Below are 13,257 nucleotides of genomic sequence, written 5' to 3' on the forward strand. Positions count from 1 at the left end.
CCTTACTAAAGGAGTGAAAAGTGTTGGTCAAAACTAATACTAATAAGGAAATTCTTAAAAAAGATGAACAATTTGTTTGGCATTCTATGAAACCCTATAACCCTGAAGCAACTTTTGTAGTGGACCAATCATTTGGCGGTGCAAGGGTTGTTGATACTGATGGCAAAGAATATATCGATGCAATGGCAGGATTATGGTGCGTTAATGTTGGCTACGGGCGTGAAGAATTAGCAAAAGCAGCATATGATCAAATGACAAAAAATCCATATTCCCCTCTTTCACAAGGACATGTTCCTGCTGTGGAACTAGCTGAGAAAATCAACGACATGCTTGGAGGTGGCTATGTCGTCTTCTTCTCAAATAGTGGTTCCGAAGCAAACGAAACTGCATTTAAAATTGCTCGTCAATATCATCAACAAAATGGCGAATCTTCTAGGTATAAAATTGTTTCTAGATATCGTGCCTATCACGGTAGCTCTTTTGGGGCATTGGCTGCAACTGGTCAAGCAGAACGCAAATATAAATACGAACCCCTAGCTCCCGGTTTTGTTCACGTTGCTCCTCCAGATTCATATCGTCAACCTGAAGAATCATCACTTCCCCCTGAACAATTAGCGAGTGTTCAGGCAGTAGATCAAACGATGACATGGGAATTTGGTGAAACCATTGCTGCTATGATTTTAGAACCTATTATTACTGGTGGTGGTGTCCTTCTGCCTCCTGATAATTATTTAAAAGGGATTGAGAGTGTGTGTAAAAAGCATGGGGCACTAATGATTGTTGATGAAGTTATTTGTGGTTTTGGCCGCACAGGTAAACCTTTTGGATTTATGAATTACGGAGTACAGCCAGATATTGTCACAATGGCAAAAGGCATCACAAGTGCGTACTTACCTCTTTCTGCTACCGCTGTAAAACGTGAAATTTTCGATGCCTTTACTGGTACAGATGCATATGATTATTTCCGCCATGTGAATACTTTCGGAGGTTCTCCAGTTTCATGTGCAGTAGCACTTAAAAATATTGAGATTTTTGAACGTGAAGGACTATTCGAAAGATCTGCGATTAAAGGTTCTGAAGTTCTTTCAACCCTTCATGAAAAGCTTGATGAACACCCAAATGTGGGAAACATTCGAGGAAAAGGTCTTTTAATCGGCATTGAACTCGTCTCTGATAAGTCAACAAAACAACAATTGCCTGCTGATAAGATAAATGCGATTATTGCAGATTGTAAGAAAAATGGCGTTATAATTGGAAAAAACGGCACTACAGTTGCTGGTTTTAATAATGTCTTAACTCTTTCACCACCATTGAATATCTCTCAGGAGGATATTGATACTGTAATTGCTACTGTTGTTAATAGTATTGAAAATATAGATTCATTATAAGAATTATACAATTACTAACTAGAGTTAAATATTGGGTTGATCCAACAAATGGATCAACCTTTTATTGCTTAAAATTAGAGACTAGTTGTTGCTAAGTACATATATTGTGTTTATTGAAATATTCAACCTTCATAATGTTTTAAAACAAAAGAAGAAGCCTATTTGATATTTTCGTCAAATAAGCTTCTTCTTTAATTAATACAATACCAACTTTTAGATTACTAATAACATTGGATTTTCTAAATAATAAACAACATCTGCTAAAAATGCAGCAGCTTCACTTCCATCAATAATTTGATGATCAAATGTTAAGCTTAAAGGCATTTTTTGTTCGTAATAAGGTTTACCTTTTTTATTGATATTCACTTCTTTTACTAAAGTTCCTAAACCTAGAATTCCTGTTTCAGGGGTATTTAAAATTGGTGTAAAATATTCCACACCACTTGTGCCTAGATTTGTAATAGTAAATGTAGAACCAGTTAGATATGCACCACTTTCACCATTTCTTGCCTTTTCCGTAACAGTAGCAATTTCCTCTGCAATAGACGATAGAGTTAACATATCAACATTTTCAACAACTGGCACTATTAAACCATTACGTACGGAAGTAGCAATCCCTAAATGTACTTCATTATGTTCTATATATGAACCATTAGAATAAGTAGAATTCATTTGTGGGTTCTTCTTCAGTGCTAATGCTACTGCTCGTGCAACAAATACTGTATAAGTAATTGGTATTTCTATATTTGCTTGTTGTAATTTATCTTTTAATTTATTGCGAAACTTTGTGAGCTTATCTAATGATGCTTTACGATGCAAGGTTAATTGGGCAGTTGATGTAATACTATTATGCATACGTTGAGCGATGACTTTACGCATGCCTTCTAAACCTTCCCCAACGTTAAGTTCCGCCGCTTCCAATTTTTCAACTTGTTTTTCTTCAGGAATAGAAGCCACTTTTATTTCAATTGTATCATCTAGTCCTTGATCTAGTACTCGCTCAATATCACGTTTTGTAATTCTACCATTCCCTCCTGTACCACGAACAAATTGAAGCTCAATACCGTATTCTTTTGCTAAACGTTTCGCTAAAGGTGAAGCAAAAATCCTCTCACCTTCTAGTCTTTTAGATGTCTCTTGTTGGCCGATGTTTTCAACTTTTGGTAATACAATTTCATGTATCACTTTTTCTGGTACGACAGCAGAAATTGGTTCATCTGCAGTTTCACTTATAATTCCAATTAGTCCTTTTACAGGGATATCTTCATCGACTTCCGCAATAATTTTGGTTAAAAAACCATCTGCTTCTGCCTCCACTTCCATCGTTAGTTTTTCAGAAGCAATCAGGCAAATGACTTCACCCTTTTTTACGGGATCGCCTTCTTTTTTATACCATTCCTGTACAGTACCTTCTGTCATTGTTAGTCCTAATTTAGGCATTAATACTTCTGTTGCCATGACGGTCGCCTCCTACTTCACTTTTTTTAAATCAAAGATAAGTTCATCTGCAACTTTAAGTACTTTTGCAGCATTCGGGAGATATAGTTCCTCTAAATTTGTGGCAAATGGTACAGGACAATTTGGTGCACAAACTGTTTTAATCGGACCATCTAAATAATCGAATGCTCTATCACCAATAACAGAAGCAATATCTGTGGCTGTGTTATTATGAGGATTTGCTTCGTCAATAACGATTAAGCGACCTGTTTTCTTAACTGATTCAAGTACCGTTTCTTGATCCCAAGGTGCTACTGTAAGGAGATCGATAACTTCTACTTCAATATCATCTTCAGCTAATTTTTCTGCTACTTCTAAACCGACATAAAACATTTTACCAATCGTTACAATGGTCAAATCTGATCCTACTCGTTCGATATGTGCTTTTCCAATTTCAATCTTATAATATTCTTCAGGAACTTCACCTTTTATGCCATAAAGTGTTTTATCTTCTGAGTAGATAACTAAATTATTATCCTCAATTGCGGAAAGGAGTAAACCTTTTGCTGTATATGGGTTAGATGGTACAACTACTTTAACTCCCGGAATCGCACCGAACATTCCATATAAAGATTGTGAGTGTTGAGCGGCTGCACTTGCGCCTGCTCCATGTGTTGTGCGAATAGTTAGAGGGATTTGTGCTTTACCTCCAAACATATAACGCATTTTTGACCCCTGACATAGAATCATATCTAAACAGAAACCTATAAAATCATTGAACATTAATTCAGCTACTGGTCGTAATCCCGTTGCAGCTGCTCCAACTGCAGCACCTATATAACCATTCTCTGAGATTGGTGTGTCAATTACTCGTTCTCTTCCAAATTTTTGAACTAGTCCTTTCGTGACGCCAAATACTCCCCCCCATGCATCTTGATCTTCAAAACCTTCTACTTTAGCTCCACCAGCAATATCTTCGCCCATTAAAATAACTTTGTCGTCATTTTCCATAGCAGTTTGCATTGCCTCGTTAATCGCTTGCATCATCGTGATTTTTCTTGTCATGATTTCAACACTCCTTTTTTATTAGTCAGCGAATACGTCTGTTAGTAGTGATTCTGGTTTTGGAATTGGACTATTTTGTGCAAATTCTACTGCTTCTTTAATCGTTTTTACAGATTTCTTTTCAATTGCAGTCAATTGTTTTTTAGTCAACAAATTATTTTCAATTGCGTATTCCTTGAAAAGATTAATCGGATCTTTATCTACTGGATGTAATTTCTTTTCTTTGTTTGTTTTATATTTTTGTTCATCGCCCTCGAAATGGCCATAATTACGATACGTAACACATTCAATAATTGTTGGCCCTTTACCCGCACGAGCATTATCAATTGCTTCTTTTGCAGCAGTGTAAACTGCTACTAAGTCATTTCCATCAACTCTAATTCCTGGAATACCATATGCTTTTGCTCGATCAGCAATTGTTTTCGAAGCACTTGAATATCGAATTGGTGTTGCTTCCGCAAATCCATTATTTTCACAAACAAAAACTACTGGTAGTTTCATAGATGCAGCCATGTTGATTCCTTCATGGAATGTACCTTCGTTAGATGCACCATCTCCAAAGAAACAAACTGCAACGCTTTGATTGTTCAAATATTTGCTTGTAATACCAGCTCCAACAGCAATCGGGAATCCTCCGCCTACGATGCCATTTGCACCAAGCATCCCTTTGTCAACATCTGCAATATGCATGGAGCCGCCTTTACCTTTACACAAGCCATCTTCACGTCCATAGATTTCAGCCATCATACCGTTGATATCGCATCCTTTTGCAATACAATGACCATGACCACGGTGTGTAGAAGTAATATAATCAGCATCAGTCAAGTTAGCACATACACCTGTTGCAATTGCTTCTTCACCAGCATATAAATGTACGAAGCCAGGGATCAATCCAGCTGAAAAATGTTTATGCAATGTATCTTCAAAGTTTCGTATATTATTCATTGTTTCATAAACCCATAAAGCCTTTTCTTCCGTTAACTGTACATCTTGCAATGCTTTGTTTGTTGTCATCTTGAATTCCTCCTTTTAATGTTCAATCTATGCATGAATCGCTGTGCCTAGAAAAGCATCTGCGGTTTCACCAATTTGTTCAGAAATACTCGGATGTGGGAAAATAACGTCAGACAATTCATATATTGTCCCTTCTGCTCTATATGTAGCTAAGATAGCGTTCAGCAATTCTGTAGCGCCTTCTCCTACAACTACCGCTCCTAAGATTTCACCAAATTCTTGATCTACAATTATTTTGATAAATCCTTCTGTATTCCCTTCTGCCATTGCTTTCCCATTGGTTGAAAGAGGAACTTTTTTCACCTTTATAAGCTTATATCCAGCAGATATCGCATCTTCTTCAGAGTATCCAAAGGAAGCAATTTCAGGAATTGTATAAACACATCTAGGAATATTCTGTAATTTCAAAGTTTCCACTTGTCCACGATGAATATAATCTACTGCATGCAAACCTTCTGCAGATGCTGCATGCGCTAACTGGTATCCCCCTATTAAGTCTCCAATCGCAAATATATGACTTTGAGATGTTTCAAAATACTGACTTACTTTTACAAATCTGCCTTCCATCTTTAAATTTAAAGATTCTGCAATTTCAATATTTGGTTGTCTTCCTGTTGCAACAAGTAAATTTGTAAATTTGACTACATCGTTATCTAACTCAACTTCATTTTTTCGAACGCTTTGGATCTTTACATTTGTTTTATATTGAATACCAATCTTATTCATTTTGTCTTTGATTACATTTCTTGCATCTTCGTCTTCTGTTAGTAAGATATCTGGTGCAACCTCTAATATTGTTACTTCTGTTCCTAAAGGAGCAAGGCTAAACGCCAACTCTACAGAAATTACACCACCACCGATAATGACTAACTTCTTTGGTAGTTCTTCTAAATCAAAAAATGTATCAGTAGTTTCATATTTAATATTTTCTAAACCTTTAATCGGCGGAACATATGGTTTACTACCTGTTGCTAGAATAATATCTTTTGAATAAAAACTTTTACCAGCGACAGTAACCGTATTTCGTTGATCAACCCTTGCTTCGCCTTCAATTAAAGTAATAGCATTCTTTTTAATCAATCCTTGGACACCTAAAATAAGACTATTCACTATTTGATCTTTTCTCATTTTTAGCTTTTTAAAGTTAATCTGTTCAATATTCGTTTCAATACCCCAAGCATTTGCTTTTTGTATATCTAAAGCAAGGTGGCTATGTTTTAACATCACTTTTGATGGGATACAACCAACGTTTAAGCATGTTCCCCCTACTTTGTTTCTTTCGATAAGGGCAACTCTCATACCCAACTTTGCGGCGTGAATTGCAGCTACATAACCACCAGGACCTGCACCAATAATAGTAAGATCAAAACTTTTCATTTATGCATCACCTCATCTCAATTGATGTTACCGATTACATTTTCAAATTAACATATTAGTGAAACCACAACAATAAATGTCTAAAAACTTCCATTTTTTCGACAATAAAAACTAAATTAATCATACATATGTCGAACTTTTTGTGTTTTAAAAAAAGTCTTCAACTTCCGAAGAAATTAAAGACTTCATTTGTAGCTTAGAATTATCTAGATGTCTGGGACCAAATCTATAATCAAGGGTTCTTTAATCCATTAATAAAATCCTCAAAGCTATCAGCTATTTTATAAGTATTTTCTTCTTCATTAGATTGTGGGAAGTAAAAAGAGTGATCCCAATAATATACACCATCATTCTCTGTATCATTATTGAGTACAATTAATCCTGAACCCGGATCATCTCCTATTATTAAACTTTTTGGCAACATGTCTTCTTCAAATTCTTTATAGCATTCACTTAAATCAAAAGTTCTTTTTACATCTATTCCGTACAATACATCTAATGGAATTTCCTGATTTAATTCTTTAACAAAAAATTTACTATACCTAACTTTCGAAGTTCCTCCGTTATATTCACTTAAAAATTTTTTATAATCTTTCGGAAGTAAAAAGCCTAAAAACTCTTCCAATTCTTCAATCGATTCATCTGATGCTCTACCAAAAGCATTTAAATTTATTTATTTCACTCCCATTTAATCTTTTAATTTCTTAGAATTAGCTAACGACATTCCACCCATATGTCGAAATCTTCTATGCATCTCTTTATTAACTTCTTGCAATGTTGATAAATCTTGATGATGGTGCCAGGTGTTTTCATCTAATTTTGGACCATCTGGAGCTAATTCATCCGCCTTAGCAAAATCAATATCATATCTATTAAACTTACCTATCTGAACTTCTTGTCTTACCAACCCAGCAGACTTAAAATCCGGAAAACCCCAGGATAAGAAACTCGATTTGGAGGAATATCCAATCAATATAAGTCCATGTTCCTTCCTCATCAATTTCAATTTCCCCACCTTTTTTCTGCCATTTTACAGGGCCTCTGGAATATGGAGGTTTAGTAGCTAATTGTTCCTCTGTAAACTTTACTATCTCTGGATTTTTACCCACCGTACCCCTTATAGCATCCTTCTCCGCCTGCATCCTAGAAATTAAGTCCTCGGCTTTATTCTTAAATACATCTTCCGAAGGGCCACGTTCTATTCCAACAGGTATTTTCGGTCCGCCAATAACTTCCATACTTTTTATATAAACTGGTCTTTTGACGGCATCAATAATACTTGCAGTTCCTCGAATGCTTTTTTGTCCTGCTTTTGATGTCAATGTGGCAATAACTGGATGAGACAAGGCAAATCTCAGTTGATCTGCATGTGCTTTTCCAAGTTTTTTGGCGTGTTCTACTGTTTTGTTAATCGAAGATTCTATTGATTGTTTGGTCGATTTTATACTATTAGTAGCCTGTGATACTTTTTTGTGTGTTGTCTTTAGCGCTTGCTTCCCTGTTAAGGTAAGGTTTTGTTTAACCAATCTTACACTATCAGTAGCTTTCAATGCCTGTTGTTGTGTTTTTGCCACCGTTGTTTTTAAAGCTTGCTTTCCCGTTATAGTCAGGTGATCCACTTTGGTTTTAATCGGTTTGACGGCATCATCCATTGTTTTAGATACTGTTTTCATTACCGTTCCTAGAGCAGGCATGTGCTTCAGTAAAGATTTTGCGGCTAGTCCACCGGCTCCAGGTACTATCGCAAATGCACCTCGCATTAGTCGTTCTTCATCGGATAGTTTTCTTCCTGAAATGAGGTCTTCTCCTTTGATAGCGCCTGCCGCATCGATTGTTGTATAAATAACCCCTGCAGCTAGTCCTGCTGGTGGGCAAACTATGGCTAAACCGACTACCACACCTGTTGCGATCAGGTTAAACCAAAATTCTTTTTTCTCTTGTCCCGCTCGGATTCCTTCGTATTCAAATGCGCCACTATTAAGTGCTGCTGTACGATAATCTTCATCCGATGTTGTTTCACTAGGATTTTGAAGTTTCCAAGTTTTGAACTCTGTTTTGAGTTTTTCAGAATAAGTTGTATCTGCTTCATATAAATCATTTAGCGTGATTTTATCTTTCGCACCTGGAAATAAGGAACCTTCTTTTACATTAATCGTATTGGCCGTTTGATACGCAGTTACATTTAAATCGGCCATCTTTTGAATATATTCATCGATTGCGTTATAAAAGGGCGTATCTACCTTTCCATCTATAATTTTACCAATTCCTTTGGCATAACTATATAGTTTTTAATAGTTTTGACGAATCAGTTTGTCTTCTTGATAGTAGGTTAGAGGCTTAAGAAAAAGCCCCTAATCTCCGAGAGATCAAGGACTTCATTTGTAGCTTTTTTTCAGAATTGTTTTGGTACCTGGCATCTAATCTTTCAAACTAAATCATTGGGATTAAATGGTTTCTTATCTTCTATTAAGGTTACATCACTTTTTGGAACCCAACCCATCCATAAATCTCTATCGATTCTAGGTAATTTCAATTTAGTCCCAATCAATAAATCACTTGTCGCAACTTGATATTCATTCTCTCTCTCTTTTAAAATCTCCAGTTTTTCGCCATTTAAGATTCCGTAGGGTTTTATCCTTATACAATCTGTAAGTTCGTTTGCATTTACAATTTTCTCAAAAAGACCAGTATTATTGGGATCTTTAAAGGATTTATCAATTTTATCACTATCCCTAGTCATAATAAAAATATTATCGTCCATATCAACTGTTATTTTATAAATTTTATTTCTGTATTTGCCATAATCCCCGTATTTCAACATATTATTCACCTCATAATAATTAAAATGTTTCACCATCAAATATTGCAATTACTTCGTCTCTTCCATCTATTACTCTATGCAGTTTTGCACCCTTTTTAATTATGATTTCCTTATTTGCGGTCCACTCAGGAATAACTTCCCCATTTCTTGACGAAGTAAAACCATTCCCCGTCCATGGCCATTCGTTATATTTCCAGCCACTAAAGGGATGATTCATACTTACACCATAAGGAATTTCTAAAATTTCAGGTGACAGACTTTCCGTATTCTTTGCCTTAAATTCAATATAACCATATGCATTTCCATCCTCAGGATATGGTCTAACGATTTGTTCTTTAAAATCATCATAATAAGAATAGTCTAATCTCATGGATTCCCTTACGTGATTGTAGTCATGTATATGTGCACTATCTTCAGCTTTTGCAATAAAACCTCTAACTGTCGTATACTTACCGTCAAGATATTTCTGAATGTCATTAGCGTGTATATTCTTAATTAATGGTGTCTTGCTATCTGGACGAACAACTGAATTACGAATATCCTGTATTATTTTTAGCTCCGTTTCGTTTAACTGGTAATCAGGTTTTAACCGTAAGTTTGTAAAATCATCGTAACTTAGATTATGTTCCTTTAACTTCTTCGGAAGTATACTATTTACAAAGCTATTTGGACTTTGTGAATTTGTAGCGACACGATCTTGTGTATTCATATTTATTTCCGTTTTATCCCAGAATTGATTATATCTCGTTGCATCTTCCTTATTCATTAATGTAGCAAAGGAATCAAATTTTTTAGGATCTTTTTTATTTAATAACGCATCCTTCCCCGCCTGCATCTTAGAAATTAAGTCCTCTCCCTTATTCTTTAATACATCTTTCGAAGGACCACGTTCAATCCCGACAGGTATTTTCGGACCGCCAATGACTTCCATACTTTTTATATGAGCAGGTCGTAAGGCGTCATCAATAAATTTAGCAGTTCCTCGAATGCTTTTTTGTCCTACCTTTGATGTCACTGTGGAAAGAATAGGATGAGCCACGGCAAATTTCAGTTGATCTACGTGTGTTTTTCCGAGTTTTATGGCGTTTTCTACTTTTGTTGAAAACCCGGATTTTGTTGATGCAGCCTTTATTGCAGTACGTTGTTTGACCTCATTAATGACCGGTTCCACCGATTTTCGAACCGATTTCATACTGTTCACTGCTATCGTGGATACTTTTTGTTGTGTTTTGGTAATCGCCGTTTTCACAGATTGTTTTCCTGATAAAGCGATATTTTGGACGGTGCTCTTGATCGGTTTAATAGCATCATCCACTGGTTTAGTTACTGTTTTCATAACAGTTGCTAGAGCTGGCATGTGCTTTAATAAGGATTTTGCCGCTAGTCCACCGGCCGCAGGGACAATCGCAAATGCACCTCTCATTAGTCGTTCTTCATCGGAGAGTTATTATGAAATGTACTTGTTTAGATGAATAGATTATGTCTATATGTAGGAAGCGCTGATGATCTAATTGTTTAGCTATCTTTCTTAAAGATAATCTCTTAAAAAAAGTCTTCAACTTCCGAAGAAATTAAAGACTTCATTTGTTGCTTATTTTCTGAATTATTTTGGTACCTGGCACATAAATTTTGTTTTGGTACCTGGCACCTAAACTAAACTTATAATATATTGTCAGTTATAATACAATATCTTGATAACCTACCTCTTCTACCATTTCATCTTCAATCTTTATTCCCATTCCATTGTCAATATCCCAGGAGACATCGCAAAGTAAACCTAATCTTCTTTTTCCATTCTTTCTTATTCTTCTTACAATTAATTCAACTGGTTTCACTATTCTCTTTAAATCTGAAATAGAATCAATCTTTGGTGCTAATTTATCTGCTTCTGATTCATTACCTAACATCTCTCTATACTCTTCATAGTTCTCAATATAGTAATCGTAAACTTGCTTTTCTGCCTCACGTATTATGTTTTTCATATCTTGATTAAAGTTAATAAATGCTTCTCTTTGCACATTTGAAAAATCAGCATTTTCATGTGCATCAATACTTAAAAGTATATCTTTCTCCAAGTCAAACATTCTAATAGTTGTTTTTCCTCTCCAGAAATTATTTTTATATTCAAGTTTTCCAAATAAATCATCATTAATTATTGTCATTCTTTATTACTCTCCTAACTTAACTTTTATATTATATTCGCCAACTCCACCCAAATGTTTAAAAACACTATTAATTTTACTAGGTACCAATTGTATTGTTTCCAAGTCATTAAGTTCATGCCAAGTATATTTATTATCTTCTCGCCAATCAGCTACATCATCTGCTGTCCATTTTTTATCTGGTGTACTCCACTTTTTAGCCAATTCTTCATCAGCAGTTGAAAAATTTGATTTTCTATCATTAGTCATGTTTTCTAATTTTATTTCACCTTTGGAAAATGGTGAAAAGTCTGGCATTCCGCTTTTGTACTCAACTCCGTCAACACCAGCTTCATCAAGATATTTTTTAACTTCCCCGGTCTTATCGGAGATAAATAACGACTCTGCTCGTTCGCTACTCCATTCACCTTTATTAACAGGTGTGGTTTTTACCCTTTGCTCATAAGAGCTATACTTAGGCTCTACGTCAAAACCTCTAGTATAGTTTATCTGCCTATCCTTACCCGTACCCTTAGTTTCCTTCTTTATAGCATCCTTCTTCACCTGCATCCTATAAATTAAGTCCTCGGCTTTATTCTTAAATACATCTTCCGAAGGGCCACGTTCTATTCCAACAGGTATTTTCGGTCCGCCAATAACTTCCATACTTTTTATATAAACTGGTCTTTTGACATTATCAATAATACTAGCAGTTCCTCGAATACTTTTCTGTCCTGCCTTTGATGTCACTGTGGAAAGAATAGGATGAGCCACGGCAAATTTCAGTTGATCTACGTGTGTTTTTCCGAGTTTTATGGCGTTTTCTACTTTTGTTGAAAACGCGGATTTTGATGAAGCAGCCTTTATCGCAGCACGTTGTTTGGCCTCATTAATGATCGGTTCCACCGATTTTTGAACCGATTTCACACTGTTCACTGCTATAGTGGATACTTTTTGTTGTGTTTTTGTAATCGCTGTTTTCATAACAGTTCCTAGGGCTGGCCTGTGCTTTAGTAAAGATTTTGTTGCTAGCCCACCGGCACCAGGTACTATCGCAAATGCACCACGCGTTAGTCGTTCTTCATCAGACAGTTTTCTGCCTGAAATGAGGTCTTCTCCTTTGACTGCTCCTACCGCGTCGATGGTCGTATAAATAACCCCTGCGGCTAAGCCTGCGGGTGGACAAACAATAGCCAAACCGACTACCACACCTGTTGCAATCAGGTTAAACCAAAATTCCTTTTTCTCTTGTCCCGCTCGGACTTTTCGTAATTGAAAGTGATTTCTTATAAAATGATTTGTTTGGATGAATAGATTATTTCAAAATGTATGAATGATTTTTCTAATTGTTTAACTCGTACTTAAAGATTATCACTTAAAAAGTCTTCAACTTCCGAAGAAATTAAAGACTTCATTTGTAGCTTATTTTCAGAATTGTTTTACTACCTGGCACCTAACCTTTACTGAACTGGTCCCATAAATTCAGTAATAATAAGAATATGTTCCTTTAGTTTGACTTTTTTTAGATTCTCTACTTTTTCTGCTCCACCTAAACCTAATAGAGGTGTATAGCCGAAGCACTCTTCATAGGAAAGTTCTCCCCAATTTTCAACAGCTTCAGGATATGGGTTCCACTTTAAATACTCATTCCGAAACTTTTCTGAATCCAGACTTTTGAAAAAATATAAAAAGTTTGGCATAACTGTTTTAAGTACTCCGTATCTAAAATTAAGCAATCTTACATAACCGTCTGCCCATAATACTAAATCTCCCATTCCAGTAGCAAATAACACTACAGAATCCGTATATCTTTGACTACACTCTTGTAAAATATCAATGAACTCTTCTGGATTAACACTTTTAAAATATCCTTGCATAAATGTTCCAAATCCATATTCTTGCCACAAATCTATTATTTCTTTTGGAACAAGATTTTTATATTTTTCTATTATTTCACTAGGAACCATACTATTTAACTTAAAATCATTTAATGTTTTTTCCATAAATAAATCTC

At 35.6% G+C, this 13,257-nt stretch carries 13 protein-coding genes; 1 reads left to right on the forward strand and 12 read right to left on the reverse strand.

All coding sequences use genetic code 11. The features are described from left to right. The first annotated feature begins 23 nt into the window (after nt 1-23). Nucleotides 24-1,388 (forward strand): aspartate aminotransferase family protein, encoded by a 1,365-nt coding sequence (locus D1606_RS14290; protein ID WP_119416696.1) that lies wholly within the window; start codon nt 24-26, stop codon nt 1,386-1,388. Nucleotides 1,389-1,601: 213 nt separating this feature from the next. Here D1606_RS14290 and D1606_RS14295 read toward each other — a convergent pair whose 3' ends face one another. From D1606_RS14295 to D1606_RS14350, 12 genes are all read right to left on the reverse strand, one after another. After that, complete coding sequence (locus D1606_RS14295) at nt 1,602-2,846, reverse strand: dihydrolipoamide acetyltransferase family protein (RefSeq protein ID WP_119416697.1); 1,245 nt, start codon at nt 2,844-2,846, stop codon at nt 1,602-1,604. Nucleotides 2,847-2,858: 12 nt separating this feature from the next. Beyond that, nucleotides 2,859-3,890 carry an alpha-ketoacid dehydrogenase subunit beta gene (locus D1606_RS14300; RefSeq protein WP_119416698.1) on the reverse strand — a complete coding sequence of 344 codons (1,032 nt, stop codon included), beginning with the start codon at nt 3,888-3,890 and terminating at the stop codon, nt 2,859-2,861. A 21-nt stretch (nt 3,891-3,911) separates the two neighbouring features. Next, nucleotides 3,912-4,904, reverse strand: coding sequence for a thiamine pyrophosphate-dependent dehydrogenase E1 component subunit alpha (locus D1606_RS14305; RefSeq protein ID WP_119416699.1), 993 nt, complete (start codon nt 4,902-4,904; stop codon nt 3,912-3,914). Nucleotides 4,905-4,931: 27 nt separating this feature from the next. Further along, nucleotides 4,932-6,281, reverse strand: a complete 1,350-nt coding sequence (lpdA, locus tag D1606_RS14310) for a dihydrolipoyl dehydrogenase (protein ID WP_119416700.1) — start codon at nt 6,279-6,281, stop codon at nt 4,932-4,934. Between the two features lie 232 nt (nt 6,282-6,513). Further along, entirely contained in the window at nt 6,514-6,954 is a 441-nt protein-coding gene (locus D1606_RS14315) for an SMI1/KNR4 family protein (RefSeq protein ID WP_119416701.1), read from the reverse strand. Between the two features lie 15 nt (nt 6,955-6,969). After that, nucleotides 6,970-7,188 carry an HNH endonuclease gene (locus D1606_RS14320; protein WP_119416702.1) on the reverse strand — a complete coding sequence of 73 codons (219 nt, stop codon included), beginning with the start codon at nt 7,186-7,188 and terminating at the stop codon, nt 6,970-6,972. A 10-nt stretch (nt 7,189-7,198) separates the two neighbouring features. After that, on the reverse strand, nt 7,199-8,476 hold the full coding sequence (locus D1606_RS14325; protein WP_119416703.1) for a pre-toxin TG domain-containing protein: 1,278 nt from the start codon (nt 8,474-8,476) through the stop codon (nt 7,199-7,201). A gap of 230 nt (nt 8,477-8,706) precedes the next feature. Continuing rightward, nucleotides 8,707-9,102 (reverse strand): hypothetical protein, encoded by a 396-nt coding sequence (locus D1606_RS14330; RefSeq protein ID WP_124218232.1) that lies wholly within the window; start codon nt 9,100-9,102, stop codon nt 8,707-8,709. A gap of 19 nt (nt 9,103-9,121) precedes the next feature. Further along, nucleotides 9,122-10,525 carry an ATP synthase subunit B family protein gene (locus D1606_RS14335; protein ID WP_119416705.1) on the reverse strand — a complete coding sequence of 468 codons (1,404 nt, stop codon included), beginning with the start codon at nt 10,523-10,525 and terminating at the stop codon, nt 9,122-9,124. A 253-nt stretch (nt 10,526-10,778) separates the two neighbouring features. Then, nucleotides 10,779-11,264 (reverse strand): DUF6985 domain-containing protein, encoded by a 486-nt coding sequence (locus tag D1606_RS14340; RefSeq protein WP_119416706.1) that lies wholly within the window; start codon nt 11,262-11,264, stop codon nt 10,779-10,781. A 6-nt stretch (nt 11,265-11,270) separates the two neighbouring features. Continuing rightward, complete coding sequence (locus tag D1606_RS14345; RefSeq protein ID WP_147414528.1) at nt 11,271-12,440, reverse strand: HNH endonuclease; 1,170 nt, start codon at nt 12,438-12,440, stop codon at nt 11,271-11,273. A gap of 263 nt (nt 12,441-12,703) precedes the next feature. Then, nucleotides 12,704-13,246: a T6SS immunity protein Tdi1 domain-containing protein gene (locus D1606_RS14350; protein WP_119416708.1), complete on the reverse strand. Its 543-nt coding sequence runs from the start codon at nt 13,244-13,246 to the stop codon at nt 12,704-12,706. Between the last annotated feature and the right edge of the window lie 11 nt (nt 13,247-13,257).

Origin of the sequence: Rummeliibacillus sp. POC4 (assembly GCF_003576525.1) — a bacterium.
Classification (GTDB): Bacteria; Bacillota; Bacilli; order Bacillales_A; family Planococcaceae; genus Rummeliibacillus.

Coding starts and splice junctions, on each gene's coding strand:
- D1606_RS14335 (WP_119416705.1), bottom strand. CDS start 10,525: ATGAGAGGTGCATTTGCGATTGTCCCTGCGGCCGGTGGACTAGCGGCA.
- D1606_RS14325 (WP_119416703.1), bottom strand. CDS start 8,476: ATGGCCGATTTAAATGTAACTGCGTATCAAACGGCCAATACGATTAAT.
- D1606_RS14340 (WP_119416706.1), bottom strand. CDS start 11,264: ATGACAATAATTAATGATGATTTATTTGGAAAACTTGAATATAAAAAT.
- D1606_RS14305 (WP_119416699.1), bottom strand. CDS start 4,904: ATGACAACAAACAAAGCATTGCAAGATGTACAGTTAACGGAAGAAAAG.
- D1606_RS14350 (WP_119416708.1), bottom strand. CDS start 13,246: ATGGAAAAAACATTAAATGATTTTAAGTTAAATAGTATGGTTCCTAGT.
- lpdA (WP_119416700.1), bottom strand. CDS start 6,281: ATGAAAAGTTTTGATCTTACTATTATTGGTGCAGGTCCTGGTGGTTAT.
- D1606_RS14330 (WP_124218232.1), bottom strand. CDS start 9,102: ATGTTGAAATACGGGGATTATGGCAAATACAGAAATAAAATTTATAAA.
- D1606_RS14295 (WP_119416697.1), bottom strand. CDS start 2,846: ATGGCAACAGAAGTATTAATGCCTAAATTAGGACTAACAATGACAGAA.
- D1606_RS14300 (WP_119416698.1), bottom strand. CDS start 3,890: ATGACAAGAAAAATCACGATGATGCAAGCGATTAACGAGGCAATGCAA.